General features: G+C 69.0%; 12 protein-coding genes. 7 read left to right on the top strand and 5 right to left on the bottom strand.

Features of this window, described 5'->3' with window-relative positions; genetic code table 11:
- Positions 1-138: 138 nt before the first annotated feature.
- From EAO78_RS09675 to EAO78_RS09655, 5 genes are all read left to right on the top strand, one after another.
- Positions 139-378, top strand: a complete 240-nt coding sequence (locus EAO78_RS09675) for a DUF2061 domain-containing protein (protein WP_122105639.1) — start codon at positions 139-141, stop codon at positions 376-378.
- Between the two features lie 96 nt (positions 379-474).
- Complete coding sequence (locus EAO78_RS09670) at positions 475-1002, top strand: hypothetical protein (protein ID WP_122105638.1); 528 nt, start codon at positions 475-477, stop codon at positions 1000-1002.
- An 83-nt stretch (positions 1003-1085) separates the two neighbouring features.
- Positions 1086-1667 carry a hypothetical protein gene (locus EAO78_RS09665; protein ID WP_122105637.1) on the top strand — a complete coding sequence of 194 codons (582 nt, stop codon included), beginning with the start codon at positions 1086-1088 and terminating at the stop codon, positions 1665-1667.
- A 280-nt stretch (positions 1668-1947) separates the two neighbouring features.
- Complete coding sequence (locus EAO78_RS09660; RefSeq protein ID WP_122105636.1) at positions 1948-4536, top strand: ribonucleoside-diphosphate reductase subunit alpha; 2589 nt, start codon at positions 1948-1950, stop codon at positions 4534-4536.
- Positions 4537-4593: 57 nt separating this feature from the next.
- A complete protein-coding gene (locus EAO78_RS09655; protein WP_122105635.1) occupies positions 4594-5586 on the top strand; it encodes a ribonucleotide-diphosphate reductase subunit beta in 993 nt (330 codons plus the stop codon).
- A gap of 45 nt (positions 5587-5631) precedes the next feature.
- Here the strand turns inward: EAO78_RS09655 and EAO78_RS09650 are convergent, their stop codons facing one another.
- A complete protein-coding gene (locus tag EAO78_RS09650) occupies positions 5632-6876 on the bottom strand; it encodes an SPFH domain-containing protein (RefSeq protein WP_122105634.1) in 1245 nt (414 codons plus the stop codon).
- Between the two features lie 210 nt (positions 6877-7086).
- Between EAO78_RS09650 and EAO78_RS09645 the strand changes: the two genes are divergently transcribed.
- Positions 7087-7848: a hypothetical protein gene (locus EAO78_RS09645; RefSeq protein ID WP_122105633.1), complete on the top strand. Its 762-nt coding sequence runs from the start codon at positions 7087-7089 to the stop codon at positions 7846-7848.
- Between the two features lie 117 nt (positions 7849-7965).
- Positions 7966-9270: an O-acetylhomoserine aminocarboxypropyltransferase/cysteine synthase family protein gene (locus EAO78_RS09640; protein ID WP_122105632.1), complete on the top strand. Its 1305-nt coding sequence runs from the start codon at positions 7966-7968 to the stop codon at positions 9268-9270.
- 25 nt (positions 9271-9295) lie between these two features.
- On the opposite strand, the gene EAO78_RS09635 is transcribed toward EAO78_RS09640, so the two are convergent.
- The 4 genes from EAO78_RS09635 to ligA all read right to left on the bottom strand — a co-directional run bounded on the left by EAO78_RS09635 (position 9296) and on the right by ligA (position 14638).
- Complete coding sequence (locus EAO78_RS09635) at positions 9296-10474, bottom strand: PQQ-dependent sugar dehydrogenase (RefSeq protein ID WP_122105631.1); 1179 nt, start codon at positions 10472-10474, stop codon at positions 9296-9298.
- A gap of 139 nt (positions 10475-10613) precedes the next feature.
- A complete protein-coding gene (locus EAO78_RS09630; RefSeq protein ID WP_122105630.1) occupies positions 10614-11429 on the bottom strand; it encodes an ABC transporter permease subunit in 816 nt (271 codons plus the stop codon).
- Positions 11426-12406 (bottom strand): ABC transporter ATP-binding protein, encoded by a 981-nt coding sequence (locus tag EAO78_RS09625; protein WP_122105629.1) that lies wholly within the window; start codon positions 12404-12406, stop codon positions 11426-11428. Before EAO78_RS09625 ends, EAO78_RS09630 begins: the two co-directional genes overlap by 4 nt.
- 78 nt (positions 12407-12484) lie before the next feature.
- Positions 12485-14638: an NAD-dependent DNA ligase LigA gene (ligA, locus tag EAO78_RS09620; RefSeq protein ID WP_122105628.1), complete on the bottom strand. Its 2154-nt coding sequence runs from the start codon at positions 14636-14638 to the stop codon at positions 12485-12487.
- Between the last annotated feature and the right edge of the window lie 204 nt (positions 14639-14842).

Genomic DNA, 14842 nt, shown 5'->3' with positions numbered 1-14842 from the left:
GGTGAACCAGGGCCTCAAGGGGACACGATCGGTTTCCTCGAGAGGGAGGTGTCGGGATGGAGAAATCGAAATCGGTTATGAAAAGGTAATAACGTACCCGATATCAGTTATTTAGTGGGCGCGCTCACACGGACACGTATGCTCGGGGACCTCCTCTCGCGGCCGGCCCTCCAGGCGCGGCGGCGGGCGATCGTGAAGACGCTCTGTTATCGGCTGGTGATGGTCCTCGTCACGGTGATCGTCGCCTGGGCGGTCGTCGGCGACGTCGGCGACGCGGTGAACATCGGGATCGTCGCGAACCTCGTGAAGACCGGGACGTACTACCTCTACGAGCGGACCTGGGACCGGATCTCGTGGGGGGTGTCGACGTCGACGTGACCGGCGCGATCGTCCGTACCTCGACGTGACCGCCGATTATCACGCGGGCGAGCCGCGGCGACGGGGTTTTTATCGGCCAGCGACCGACCGGGGAACATGCATCGTCGCGCGGTCCTCGCCGGCGCGTTCGCCGTCGCGACCGCGGGGTGTACGGACCGGCTCCACGACCTCGCGGCGTCGACGCCGCGGGACCTCGCGGTCGGAAGCCGGTACGTGGACGACGACCCGCTCGTTCCCGCGGAGAGCGTGCACGCGGGGCCGCCGGAGCTCCCGACGCACGCCGTCTCGTTTCGGTCGGCAACGGAGGCGAGAAGGACGGTTCGCGCGGGCGCGGAGCGGACGCTGTCGTTCGTCGACGCGACGCCGTTCGTCGACGACGGCGGCGACGCCGTGCTGGTGGTCGTCCAGCGGCTGGCCCCGCCGGGGCTCGACGTCCGCCTCGGGTCGGTGAGTCGGATCGGGGACCACGCGCTGCGGATCGCGGCCGACGAGATCGGGCACCGGCCGGGCGACGAGGACGACCTCGCGGTCCACACGCTCCTCGTCCGGCTGGCCGACGAGCGCGGGCCGCCGGAGCGCGTCGTCGTCTCGGTCGAGGACGACCGAACCGGCGTCACGGTCTGAACCGGGAGCCGACGAGCCGACGGAGTCGGCGACTCCGTCGATCGGTCCAGCGGATATAAACGCCCCGCCGCCGTCGCATGGATATGGCCTCCACCACCTCCGTCTCCCGCCGCGCGCTCGGGGTCGTCCTGCTCGGGATCGCGACGCTACTGTTCGCCCAGCCGTGGGTCCTCCGGTCGACGGCCGCCGACGTCGGGGTCCCGACGCTCGCCGATTCGGCCTCGTTGGTCGGGCTGGTCCCGCCCGCGCTCGTGGCCGCCGGAGCGGTGACGTTTCTCTCCGGCATCGCCGCCGTTCGCGGTCGAACGCTGAGCGCGCGGGCGAGCCTCGCGGCCCCGATCGTCTGCGTCGCCGTCGGGGTCGCCCTCGGCGTCGGCGTCGATCCCGACTCCCTGGCGACGACGGGGATCCCGGTCTCGGCGGTCGTAGTTTCCGGGTTGACGCCGTTCGTCGTCGCCGGCGCCGCGATCGGCGGCTCGCTCGCGCCCGTCGTCCTCGGGGCGACCCGCGAGGACACGGTCGCGCTGCTCGCCGGGGCGATCCTCCTGTTGGTGGGCGTCGGCCTCGCACCCGCGCCGGCACTCGCGCTGGTCGCAGGATTCCTCGGCGGCGGCGGCGCGATCGGGGCGCTGTGGGTCCTCGACGCCGAGAGCTGGCGACCGTGACCCGTCCCGATCGGCCGTGGACCGTTCGACCCGGGACGCGAACGACCGAGGACGGCGCGGGCTCAGTTGTGCGTTGGACAATTACACTTGTATTACTGAAACGTTGTTGGTAATGTTTATGCCGATGGAGCCGGAGAGGTTCGACACGGTTCACACGGGGCGATTCATCCGGAACGGGTCACCCGGTCTCGACCGGTAGCCGTGCGCTCGTGCCGGATCCGGAACACGTCGACAGTGGCGACGCCGTCCGGCGCATCGACTCGTGGGACCCGGAGCACACATGAGCACGACGACACACGACACCGCGGTTCACGATCGACTGGAGCGCGCGCGGGACGGATACGAGGACGTAGTGGACGACGACGAACGCGACCGGCTGGTCGCCGAGATCGAGCGCGCGCTCTACGACGGGGCCGACGCCGACGAGGTCGCCGAGGCGACCGTCGACGCGCTCACGGCGCGGATCGAACGGGACCCGGCCTACGACGCGATGGCGGCCCGGGTCGCTCGCAACGACTACTTCCGGCGGGTCACCGGAGAACGGCCGTCCGACGACGCGGAGACCGTCGGGGCGGCGTACCGCGACTCCTTCCACGAGGCGATCGCCCGGGGGCTCGAGGCGGACCTCCTCGACGAGCGGATGGACGAGTACGACCTCGACCGGCTGGCCGACGCCATCGAGCCGAACCGGGACGGGCTGTTCGATTACACCGCGCTCGATACGCTGGAACAGCGGTACTACCTCCGGGAGCCGGACGAGGAGCCGTTCGAGCTGCCGCAGGTCTTCTGGATGCGCGTGGCGATGGGCGTCGCGCTTCGGGAGGACGAGGCGGAGCGCGAGACACGCGCCGAGGAGTTCTACGAGGTCCTCTCGACGCTGCGGTTCGTCCACTCGACGCCGACGCTGTTCCACGCCGGGACGGCCCACCCGCAGCTCTCCTCGTGTTACCTCACCACCGTCCCCGACGACCTCGAGGGCATCTTCGAGGCGTACAAGGAGCACGCCAAGCTCTCGAAGTGGTCCGGCGGCCTCGGCAACGACTGGACGCCCCTCCGTGCCGACGGCGCGCTGGTCTCCTCGACGGGGGTGGAGTCGACCGGGACGGTCCCGTTCCTGAAGATCTCCAACGACGTGACCGGGGCGATCAACCGCTCCGGGAAGCGCCGCGGGGCCGCGGCCGCCTACCTCGAGGCGTGGCACCTGGACTTCCCCGCCTTCATCGACCTCCGCCGGAACACCGGCGACGAACGCCGCCGGACCCACGACATGAACACCGCCGCGTGGGTGCCCGATCTGTTCATGAAGCGGGTCGAGAACGACCAGAGATGGACGCTGTTCTCGCCCGACGAGGTCCCCGAGCTCCACGGGGTCTACGGCGAGGAGTTCGAGGAGCTGTACGAGGAGTACGAGGCGGCCGCCGAGAACGGCGAGCTCCGCCAGTACGAGACGGTCGACGCGAGCGAGCTCTGGCGGGAGACCCTGACGCGACTCTTCGAGACCGGCCACCCGTGGATCACGTTCAAGGACCCGTGTAACGTCCGGTCGCCACAGGACCACGCCGGCGTCGTCAACTCCTCGAACCTCTGTACGGAGATCACGCTCAACACGAGCGAGGAGGAGACCGCCGTCTGCAACCTCGGCTCGGTCAACCTCGCGCGCCACATGACGTTCCGCGGCGACGCCGAGGCGCACCCCGCCCCCGACGACGTCGCGGTCGCGGCGCGGGGAAGCGACGGGGAGGGGTCAACGGTTTCGGGAGTCGACGGCGACGCGGCCGAACTCGACGCCGAGCTGTTCGCCGACACCGCCGAGACCGCGATGCGGATGCTCGACGACGTCGTCGACCTCAACTTCTACCCGACGGAGAAGGCCGAGCGCTCCAACATGCGCCATCGTCCCATCGGGCTCGGGATGATGGGGTTCCACGAGGCGCTCCAGCTCGCGCGCGTCCCGATGAACTCCGAGCGCGCCCTCGGGTTCGCGGGGAAGGCCGGCGAGCTGTTGGGCTACCACGCGATCGACAACTCCGCGAAACTGGCGGGCGAGCGCGGCGCGTACGACTCCTTCGAGGGCTCGAAGTGGGACCGCGACCTCCTCCCGCAGGACACCCTCGACCTGCTCGCCGAGGAGCGCGGCCGGGAGGTCCCCGTCGACCGCGAGGAGACGCTCGACTGGGACGCGGTCCGCGAGCGGATCGCGGAACACGGCATACGAAACTCCAACACCACCGCGATCGCGCCCACGGCGACCATCTCCACCATCGCCGGCACCTCCCCCTCCATCGAGCCGCTGTACTCGAACCTCTACGTGAAATCCAACATGTCCGGCGACTTCACCGTCGTCAACGAGCGGCTCGTCGCCGACCTCAAAGCTGAGGGTCAGTGGGGCTCGGAGGCGCTCGACCTGTTGAAGTACCACGACGGCGCGGTCGGCGACCTCGACCTGCCCGGCGAGCTCTCCGACCTCTACCGGGGGGCCTTCGAGATCGACCCGCGCCACCAGCTCCGGCTGACCGCGCGCCGCGGCGCGTGGATCGACCAGAGCCAGTCGCACAACGTCTTCTTCCCGTCGACGGACGGCTCGCTGCTCGACGACGTCTACCGGACCGCCTGGGAGCTGGGGCTGAAGACGACCTACTACCTGCGTACCCTCGGCGCGTCGAGCATCGAGCAGTCGACGCTGGACATGGCCGAGTACGACGACACGCAGTCGCGCGGCGGCGGGTTCGACGGCGACGCGGGGTCGGCAGGTGAGGGAGCGGACGACGATGCCCGCGATTCCCGCACCGAGGGCGACGCCTGCGACGTCGACGCCGGCGGCTCCGACCTGCCCACCGTCGAGGACCCGACCTGCGAGTCCTGTCAGTAGCGCCGCCGACCGAGAACCGATCGAATCCATCGACACCGACCGACACCCACACGACACATGCCGCTCATCAACACCGACAGCCAGCACGACCCGAACAAGATCCTCCCGATCGACTACGACTGGGCCCGCGAGTACTACCGCGACGGCGTCAACAACAACTGGGTGCCCGAGGAGATCCCGATGGCGGACGACGTCCACCAGTGGGAGGGCGACGAGTTGACCGACGCCGAGCGCCGGCTGGTCGAGTGGAACCTGGGGTTCTTCTCGACGGCCGAGTCGCTGACGGCGAACAACCTCGTGCTCGCCGTCTACGACTACGTCACCGCGCCGGAGTGCCGCCAGTACCTGCTCCGACAGGCGTACGAGGAGGCGGTCCACACGGACACGTTCATCTACTGCTGTGACTCGCTCGGCTTCGAGCCGGAGTACCTCTACGGGATGTACGACCGGATCCCCGCGATCGAGGCGAAGGACGACTTCGTCGTCGACCTCACCCGATCGATCGACCGGCCGGACTTCACGATCGAGACCGACGACGACGTTCGCGAGTTCCTGCGCGACCTGATCGGCTTCTACGTGATCATGGAGGGGATCTTCTTCTACGCCGGCTTCGCGATGATGCTCGCGTTGAAGCGGCGCGGGAAGATGGTCGGCGTCGGCGAGCAGTTCGAGTACATCATGCGCGACGAGTCGCTCCACCTCAACTTCGGGGTCGAGCTGATCAACACGATCCGCGAGGAGAACCCCGGCGTGTGGACCGACGCGTTCGAGGCGGAGGTCGACGAGCTGATCCGCGAGGCGGTCGAGCTCGAGTCGACCTACGCCGAGGAGGCGTGTCCACCCGACCTGCTCGGAATGTCGGCGGAGGGGTTCGTCGAGTACGTCGAGTACATCGCCGACCGCCGGCTCACCCAGCTCGGAATGGACGAGCGGTACGGCACGGAGAACCCGTTCCCGTGGATGTCCGAGGCGGTCGACCTCAACCGCGAGGCGAACTTCTTCGAGCGACAGGTGACCGAGTACCAGTCCGGCGGCTCGCTCGACTGGTAGGATCGGAGGGAGAAACCGGCGGATCGCCCGCCGACTGCGCCGACCCTACCGCCCCGGACTCTCCGTCTCCGACTCCAGATCGACGTCGCGGTCGGCCTCGCGGTCGAGATCCCCGCCGTCGACGTCGTCCGCGATGCCGGCCGCGACGCCCGCGGCGGTGTCGGCGTCGCGGGTCTCGTCCGTCCGGAGGTCGTCGTCCGCGACCGATTCGAGCTGTTCGAGGGCGCTCTCGATGTCGTCGAGCCCGAGCATCTTGCGGGTGTCGTCGTCGAACTCGAGGCCCTCGAGGCCGTCCATCTGCTGGACGTCGGAGCCGGAGAGCGCCTTGCCGTAGCGCCCGACGAGGCTCGTGAGCTCCTGGGGTAGCACGAACGTGGTCGACTCGCCCTTGCCGATCTCCTCCAACGTCTCCATGCCGCGCTCGATGATGGCCCGCTCGCCCATCGACTCGGCCGACCGCGCGCGCAACACGGTCGAGATCGCGTCACCCTGCGCCTCGAGGATCTGGCTCTGCTTCTCCCCCTGCGCGCGGATGATGTTCGCCTGCTTGTCACCCTCGGCCTGCTCGACGGCCGACCGGCGTTCCCCCTGCGCCTCGAGGATCATCGCCCGGCGGCGACGCTCCGCGCCCGTCTGTTGCTCCATCGCTCGTTGGACCTCCGAGGAGGGGCTCACCTCACGGACCTCGACGCCCTCGACGCGGATCCCCCACTCGTCCGTCGGCTCGTCCAGCTCCTCGTTGATCCGGTCGTTGATCTGGTCGCGCCGCGAGAGCGTGTCGTCGAGCTCCATGTCGCCGAGGACGGCCCGGAGCGTGGTCTGGGCGAGGTTCGAGGTCGCGTTCTTGTAGTCGTCGACCTCGAGGAACGCCTTCTTCGCGTCCATCACCTTGATGTAGACCACCGCGTCCGCGGTCACCGGCGAGTTGTCCCGCGTGATCGCCTCCTGACGCGGCACGTCCAGCGTCTGCGTCCGCATGTCGAACGCGTACGTCCGCGACACGAACGGCGGGATGAGGTGGACGCCGGGCTCGAGCAGCTTCCGGTACTCGCCGAACACCGTCAACGCCTCCTTGTCGTAGGCGTCGACCACCTCGACCGCGCTGGCGACGGTGACCAACGCCAGCAGGATCGCCAGCACGCCGACCCCGTAGACGAGGCTCTGGCTCAACACCGCGAACCCGACGAGCAGCGCGAACGCCAGCGCCGTGTACTGCCAGACGGAGTCGGGTATCCCGCCGGCCAGGTCGCCGAGCTCAGGAGGGCCACCCTGCGGACCTTGTGTTCCCATACACGACGTTACGGTTCGACGACGTTAACAGTTCGCACGAAGCCGAGGCTGGAAGAGAGCGTAGCCATCGACGCCGACACGACCGGAGGAAGCAGCGGGCCGGAAGTCGCAAGGAGGATACGGACAGCGTACGTACCACGGCGCTACGTGCCACAGCCGGCGGCGTTGCCGACCCACAGGTACATTAGAACGTCATCAGAAGTACGTCCCATGTCGAACGCCGGCGTGCGCTCCCGAGTTGGCATCATACAGACGTTTTCCGGATTCATACCGGGCATTATATTATTCGTCGGGGTCGGAGCATCGCTCTCCACAGAGATCGGAGAATCGGTTATGCCGGTCTCAGTGCCTACCCTGACCGGGTTGGCGAACGTGGTCGGAGTCGCGTTGTTCATCGTCATCTCGTTGCCGGTCGGAATAATGATCGAGTTCTTCGGGCGGAAACTGGAACACGCATTGGATCCTGAAGCGAAGAGGGAAGCGATCCGGCTTCGCGGAAAGGAGATCTCGAACCCGTTCGCCCGTATCTCGATGAGAAGGGAGATCGAGGATCTCGGCGAGGACCGATCCACCCACTTCGAAGAGGAGTTCTGGAGATTGTGTGAGGCGGAGTTCGACTCCTATAACGGGTCCATCGAGGGAGAAGACGCCAAACAGCTGTGGCGATACGTTCGGTCGTATCTCATCGCCTCGTCATACTCGTTGGGTATTCGTTACTATGCTCTGAATCGCATGTTTCGTGGACTCTGGTCGTGTTTCATGATACTGCTGGTATACTATCTTCTGCTGATCGGGCTGGCACGGCTGGTTTACGATCCCATGGGTGGAGTCGGCGTATTGGCGGGGTATACGGTCACGTCCGGAGTGTTGGTTCTCGTGTTCGGAAACTTGAAGAACTCATACAAGCAGCGATGGTTCGACACCCTGATTCTCGAGTACTATTTGGCTAAAACCGAACGGGGTCGGGAGTGAACCGTCGGCCCGATACTCACGAAAACGACACCGCGAGCGTCCCCGACACGTCCGAGCTACCGGTAGCATCCGTGACGGTCAGTCGGGTTTAACCGCCCGGCGGATCGAGGAACGCACATGCCAAGCGACGAGGACGGAGACGGCCGCGAGTTCCGCACGCGAAGCGTTCACGCCGGGTCCGAACCGGACCCGACGACGGGCGCACGCGCGACCCCCATCTACCAGACGACCGCCTACGAGTTCGACGACGCCGACCACGCGGCGCGGCTGTTCGCGCTCGAGGAGGCGGGCAACGTCTACTCGCGGATCATGAACCCGACGAACGCGGCGTTGGAGGAGCGGATCGCCTCCCTCGAGAACGGGGTGGCCGCGATCGCCACGGCCTCGGGAATGGCGGCGTTCGACCTGGCGAACTTCATGCTGGCCTCGGCCGGCGACAACGTCGTCTCCTCCTCGGCGCTGTACGGCGGCACCTACACCTACCTCACGCACTCCGTCGAGCGCCGCGGCGTCTCGACCCGGTTCGTCGATCCGCTCGACTACGAGGAATACGCCGACGCCATCGACGAGGACACCGCCTACGTCCACCTCGAAACGATCGGGAACCCGTCGCTCGTCACCCCGGACATCGAGCGAGTCGCCGGGATCGCCCACGAACACGGGGTGCCGCTGTTCGTCGACAACACGTTCGCGACGCCCGCGCTCTGCCGGCCGCTCGACCACGGCGCGGACCTCGTCTGGGAGTCGACGACGAAGTGGCTCACCGGCAACGGGACCACCATCGGCGGAATCCTCGTCGACGGCGGCTCCTTCCCGTGGGCGGAGTACCCCGAGAAGTTCCCGGAGATCGCGAAGGACAACCCCGCCTACCACGGGATCAACTACGTCGACGCGTTCGGCGACGCGGCGTTCGCCCTCGCGGCCGTCACCCGCGGGCTACGCGACCTGGGCAACCAGCAGGCCCCCTTCGACGCGTGGAACACGCTCCAACAGACCGAGTCGCTCCCGCTGCGGATGGAGCGCCACTGCGAGAACGCCGGGATCGTCGCGGAGTACCTCGACGAGCACGACGACGTGGCGTGGGTGAACTACCCCGGCTTGGAGAGCCACGAGACCCACGAGGAGGCCTCGGAGTACCTCGAGGGAGGCTACGGTGGAATGATCACGTTCGGGCTGGAGGCCGGCTTCGAGGCCGCGAAGGCGACCGTCGAGAACACGGAGCTCGCCTCGCTGCTCGCGAACGTCGGCGACGCGAAGACGCTCGTGATCCACCCCGCCTCGACGACCCACCAGCAACTGACGGAGGAGGAACAGGAGGCCGCGGGCGTCACCGGCGACATGGTGCGGCTCTCCGTCGGCATCGAGGACCCCGCGGACATCGTCGCGGACCTGGAGGCGGCGATCGAGACCGCGACCGAGTGAGGAGACCGCGGCGGAACGACGCCGATCACGTCGGCGTCAGCCGAACTATCGGTGCGTCGCCGGCGTCGACCGCCAGATAGAGGTGACCCGTGTCGGGAGCCTCGGCGACGGTCCGGATCCGCCACCCTCGGTCGGTGAGCAGCCGCTCCTCGTCGGTCACCTCGCTCCCCTCGACGGCGAGCCGCCCGAGCGCCCGCGCGGCGAGCCCGCCGACGAACAGGTCCCCCTCCCAGTCCGGGAAGGCCGTTCCGGTACAGAACGTCATCCCGCCGGGCGGAAAGCCGCCGCTCCCGCAGGGCCACGAATGGACCGGGGCGGTCACGTCCTCGCGGTCGTCGTGGGAGACGCCGATCGGGTCGCCCGAGTCGTAGGTACACCCCTCGTCGGCGACCGGCCAGCCGTAGTTCGCCCCCGCACGAAGCACGTTGATCTCGTCGCCGTCCCGCTCGCCGTACTCGCTCTCCCAGATAGCTCCGGTCTCGGGATGAACCGTCAACCCCTGCGCGTTACGGTGGCCGTAGCTGAAGATCGCGTCGCGCGCGTCGGGCTCGTCGACGAACGGGTTGTCGTCGGGGACCGACCCGTCCGCCGTGAGGCGGAGCGTCTTGCCCAGCTCGACGCCGAGGTCCTGCGCGACGTGGTCCGGGCCGAAGTCCTTGAACTGGCGGTCGCCGACGGTCACGTACAGCCGCTCGTCCGCGTCGAAGGCGACCCGCGAGCCGTAGTGGCCGGTCGAGTCGACGAACGGCTCGGCCGCGTGGAGGACCTCGAACCCGTCCAGGCGGGCGGCCTCGGGGTCGAGCCGGCCGCGGCCGAGGTGGGTTGTCGTGTCGCCGTCGGCGTTCGACGCCGAGTACGTGAGGTACGCCCACCGCGGCTCCGGAAAGCCCGGGTGGAGCGCGACGTCGAGGAGGCCGCCCTGCCCGCGGGCGTCGACCGACAGGGTCCCCTCGACGGTCCGCACGTCGCCCGACTCGCGGTCGACGAGGTCCAGCGTCCCGGCGCGCTCGGTGACGAGGAGGTCGCCGTCGGGGAGGAAGTCGATGGCCCACGGGTGCTCGAACCCGGAAGCGACGGTCTCGACCGCGTACGCGTCGGCGGAGGGATCGCCTCCGTCGTCGCCGGCGGGAGCACCACCCGCGCAGCCGGCGAGCGTTCCGGTTCCGACGAGACCCGCGATCGAGAGGAATCGGCGCCGGTCCATGGGATACCGGGAGATGGGGCGGCACGGGCATGAACCACACGGTGGTGGTCGTGAGACCGGGAGGGAGGGCGTCTCTGGCGGCGGAACGGGTCCGGGGCGGACGGCGTCGTCGGCCGACGAGGACGGCAATCGACCCGCCTTAGAGGTCGTCGCGGTCGAACTTCAACAGTCCCGCAAGCGGCGGCGCGAGCGTCCAGAAGACCAACATCGCGACCGCGGACACCTGCTGGTTCGCCGACTCGCCCGAGAACAGTTGGTCGGCGAGGAAACCGTTGGCGAGTACCTCGATCCCGCTCGTCGGGTTCGCGACGTCGAGGAACGTCCGGATCTGTGCCATCGAGACCGGAAGCGCCTCGACGGGCCCGGAGAACGCGCCGATCACGCGGCCGGTGAACAACCCCCACAGCAGCACGAAGAGGGCGTAGACGCCGATCCCGGCGATGAGCGCGCGCTGGCGGGTCGCCACCGCGGCCGAACAGCCGACCGCGATGGCGACGAACACCACCCCGAGCGCCGCGGCGAAGACGGTGTAGCCGAGGAACGAGCCCGCGTTGAAGGTCACCGGAACGACGATCAACACGAGCGCGGGCAACAGGAAGCCGGCGAAGGTCGCGAGCGCCAGCGCCGCCCCGCGCCCGAGCACCTTGCCGAAGACCACGTCCGCCCGCGAGTGCGGCAGGGAGAGAAGCAGCTTCAGCGAGCCGGACTCGCGCTCGCCGCTCACCGCGTTGTAGCCGACGACGACGCCCACGAGCGGGACCAGCCCCGTCACGAGCACCGGACCGACGAACGCGCTCAGGAGGAGCTCCGTCGCGAACTGGTCGGCCTGGCCCTGCGGGCGGACGACGTAGGCGAAGACGGCGACGAGAAGCGAGAACAGCGCGACGAGAAGCGCCATCCCGCGCGAGCGGACCGTGTCCTGGAAGTCCTTGTTCGCGACCGCGAGGAGGCTCATCCGTCCACCCCCTCGGAGCGGACGGCCGACTCGTCGGTCGTCGTTCCCGCGTCCTCCCGCCGGGTCGGTACCCCCTCGCCCTCCGTGTACGCTAAGAAGAGGTCCTCGAGCGACGCCTCCGAGGTGTGGAAGTCGTCGACGACGGCCCCGGCGTCCTCGGCCGCGGCGATGACCCGAGTCTTCACGCCGGGGTCACAGCTCACGAGGAGAGTGTCGCCGTCGGCGTCCACCCGGTCGACGCCCTCGACCGCGCGGACCGCGTCGAGGACGTCGTCGGTCGCGGCGTCGACGGTCACCTCGAGCGTCTCCCCGTCGCCGACGGCCTCGCGGAGCCCCTCGATGGAGTCCTCGGCGACGAGTTCGCCCGCACGGAGGATGCCGACGCGGTCACAGACCGCCTCTACCTGCGCGAGCACGTGCGAGGAGAAGAAGACGGTCGCGCCGCGGTCGGCCTCCGCCGTGACGATCTCGCGCATGTCCTTCACGCCCGCGGGGTCGAGCCCGGAGGATGGCTCGTCGAGGATGAGCAGGTCGGGCTCGCCGACCAGCGCCATTCCCAGCGCGAGCCGCTGGCGCATGCCCTTCGAGTAGTCGCCGGCCTTGCGGTCGGCGTCCTCGCGGAGCCCGACCCGTTCGAGGACGGCGTCGGGATCGACGTCGACCTCCTTCGACTCGATGGCGAACTCGACGTGTTTCCGGCCGGAGAGCCGCTCGTACACGGAGAACCCGTCCGGGAGGACGCCGGTCCGTCGGCGGATCTCGACGCTGTCGACGGTGGCGTCGCGCCCGAGCACGGTCACGGTCCCCTCGGTCGGGCGGACGAAGTCGAGCACCATGTCGATGGTCGTCGACTTGCCGGCCCCGTTCGGGCCGAGGAAGCCGTACACCTCGCCCTCCTCGACCGTGAGGTCGAGGTCGGACACGGCCGTGACGCCCGGGAACTCCTTGGTCACGCCACGCAGCTCGATGGCGGTCATACACTCCCGTTCCCGTGGCATCTGATAAAGGGTTGTGGCTCGACCCGACGCAACGGGAGTCCCCGAGACCTCCGGCCGCTACGCGTCCGGCGCGGGCGGCCAGCCGACGCCGTGCTCGTCGAGCAGGTCCGCGAACGCCGCCTCGTCGAGGACGGGCACGTCCTCCGCCTCGGCGTCGTCGCGTTTCGTCCGGCCGGGGTCCTCCCCGGCGACGAGGTAGTCGGTGTTCCCCGACACCGACGAGGTCGCGTTCGCGCCGTGCGCCTCGACGAGCGCCTGCGCCTCGCCGCGCGTCACCGACAGCGACCCGGTGAAGACGAAGGTGAGGCCGTCGAGCGGGGCGTCCCCGAGAGCGGTCCCTCCGGTAACCTCGGCCGGCTCAGGATCGACCCCGCGGTCGCGGAGCGCGGCGATCGCCGCCCGGTTCTCCTCGCGGTCGAGGAACGTCCGGATCGACTCGGCCACCGTCGGACCCACGTCGTCGACCTCGCGGAGTTCGTCCTCGTCGGCGTCGGGGATCGAGTCGAGGTCGCCGAAGTGCGCCGCCAGCGCCCGGGCGGTCGTCGATCCCACGTCGGGGATCCCGAGTCCGGCGAGGAACCGGTCGAGCGGCGGCTCCCGTGACGCCTCCAGCTCCGCGATCAGGTTCTCGGCGCTCGTCTCGCCCCATCCCTCCAGGTCGGCGAGGTCCGCGACCGTCAGGTCGTACAGGTCCGGCAGCGACTCGACGAGCCCCGCCTCCCGGAGCGTCTCGACGCGCTCGGGACCGAGCCCCTCGACGTCGAGACCGTCCCGGCGGGCCCAGTGTTCGACCGCGCGCTCCAGCTGGGCCGGACAGCCGAGCCCGCCGGTACAGAAGGCGAGGGGGCCGTCCCGCTCGACCGGCGCGTCACAGACCGGACACGTCTCGGGGAACGCGTACGTCCCCTCGGAGCGCTTCTCGACGATTTCGGGGACGTATGGGATCACGTCGCCGGCGCGGTAGATCCGGACCCGATCGCCGACGTTCACCCCGAGCGCCTCGATCTCCGCGGGGTTGTGGAGCGTCGCCCGCGAGACGGTGACGCCGTCAACGTCGACCGGATCGAGCTCGGCGACGGGCGTGAGCCGACCCGTGCGGCCCACCTGGACGGTGATCCCCTCCACTGTCGTCGTCGCCGTCCGGGGCGGGAACTTGTAGGCGAACGCCCAGCGCGGGGCCCGCGAGGTCGACCCGAGCGCGTCCCGGGCGGCGTGGTCGTCCACCGTGATCACGGCGCCGTCGATCCCGTAGTTCAGGTCGTCGCGGTCCTCGCCCAGCCGGTCGCGGAAGTCGATCGCGGCGTCGATCCCGTCGACCCGCTCGACGCGGTCGGTCCGCCGAAGTCCGAAGTCGTCGAACGCCAGCAGGTCGCCCCAGTGGGTGTCCGGTCGAGTGGAGTCGCCGTCCTCCTCGGACGTCTCCCACCCCAACACGTCGAAGAAGAAGACGTCGAGCGGCCGCTCGGCGACGACGGAGGGGTCAAGCTGGCGGAGCGTCCCGGCGGCCGCGTTCCGCGGGTTCGCGAACGGTTCCTCGCCGCGGTCGATCAGCTCCTCGTTGTACGTCTCGAAAGCTTCCCGGGGCATGTACACCTCACCCCGGACCGCGAGTCGCGCGGGCGGATCGCCCCGAAGTCTCCCGGGAACCGACCGGATCGTCCGGACCTGTTCGGTCACGTCGTCGCCCTCGACCCCGTCGCCGCGGGTCGCGGCCCGAGCGTACTCGCCCTCCTCGTAGACCACTTCCACGGAGAGTCCGTCGAACTTCGGTTCACAGACGTACCGGAGGTCGTCCGGATCGAGCCCCTCCTTCCGGAGTCCGGATCGAACGCGCCCGTCGAACTCGCGGACCGCGTCCGGCTCCTTCGCGCTGTCGATGGAGCGCATGGGCGCGACGTGTTCGACCGTCTCCAGCTCGTCGACCGGCTCGCCGCCGACGCGGCGGGTGGGGGAGTCCTCGGCGTCGAGGTCGAACGCCGCCTCGAGTTCCCGGAGTCGGTCGAACAGCCGGTCGTACGTCGCGTCGGCGACGAGCGGGTCGGCCTCGACGTAGTAGCGGTGGTCGTGCTCGCGGATCGCCGAGCGGAGGAGATCGGCCTGCCGCTCCGCCGTCTCGGGCGACAGTTCGTCGACCGGCTCGAACTCCGGCGGCGGCTCCTCGACGTAGGGGTTCTCCTCGGGGTCCGCGTGTCGCGTCGACGAACTCGTCATCGAGCGGTCGTAGGGGCGGTATCCCTTAAAAACGACCGACGTCGAACCGCTGAAAACCCCGACCGGGTCGGGAGAGAAACGCCGAGAAGAGACGGTCGCTCCGGGAAACGTGACCCGACGAATGTGCTGTTAAGCCAGGTGTATCATCCGCTGGGATTGGTATCTACCCACATATATAACTCATCGGACGTGTTACACCCCGAA

Origin of the sequence: Halobellus captivus, assembly GCF_003697845.1 — an archaeon.
GTDB lineage: Archaea > Halobacteriota > Halobacteria > Halobacteriales > Haloferacaceae > Halorubrum > Halorubrum glutamatedens.
Note: the sequence above shows the minus strand (reverse complement) of the source record. Positions and strands in the feature narration are given on the sequence as shown.

Excerpts from the sequence above, each read along its gene's own strand:
- EAO78_RS09675 (WP_122105639.1), top strand. The coding sequence starts at position 139 with ATGCTCGGGGACCTCCTCTCGCGGCCGGCCCTCCAGGCGCGGCGGCGG.
- EAO78_RS09670 (WP_122105638.1), top strand. The coding sequence starts at position 475 with ATGCATCGTCGCGCGGTCCTCGCCGGCGCGTTCGCCGTCGCGACCGCG.
- EAO78_RS09665 (WP_122105637.1), top strand. The coding sequence starts at position 1,086 with ATGGCCTCCACCACCTCCGTCTCCCGCCGCGCGCTCGGGGTCGTCCTG.
- EAO78_RS09660 (WP_122105636.1), top strand. The coding sequence starts at position 1,948 with ATGAGCACGACGACACACGACACCGCGGTTCACGATCGACTGGAGCGC.
- EAO78_RS09655 (WP_122105635.1), top strand. The coding sequence starts at position 4,594 with ATGCCGCTCATCAACACCGACAGCCAGCACGACCCGAACAAGATCCTC.
- EAO78_RS09650 (WP_122105634.1), bottom strand. The coding sequence starts at position 6,876 with ATGGGAACACAAGGTCCGCAGGGTGGCCCTCCTGAGCTCGGCGACCTG.
- EAO78_RS09645 (WP_122105633.1), top strand. The coding sequence starts at position 7,087 with ATGTCGAACGCCGGCGTGCGCTCCCGAGTTGGCATCATACAGACGTTT.
- EAO78_RS09640 (WP_122105632.1), top strand. The coding sequence starts at position 7,966 with ATGCCAAGCGACGAGGACGGAGACGGCCGCGAGTTCCGCACGCGAAGC.
- EAO78_RS09635 (WP_122105631.1), bottom strand. The coding sequence starts at position 10,474 with ATGGACCGGCGCCGATTCCTCTCGATCGCGGGTCTCGTCGGAACCGGA.
- EAO78_RS09630 (WP_122105630.1), bottom strand. The coding sequence starts at position 11,429 with ATGAGCCTCCTCGCGGTCGCGAACAAGGACTTCCAGGACACGGTCCGC.
- EAO78_RS09625 (WP_122105629.1), bottom strand. The coding sequence starts at position 12,406 with ATGACCGCCATCGAGCTGCGTGGCGTGACCAAGGAGTTCCCGGGCGTC.
- ligA (WP_122105628.1), bottom strand. The coding sequence starts at position 14,638 with ATGACGAGTTCGTCGACGCGACACGCGGACCCCGAGGAGAACCCCTAC.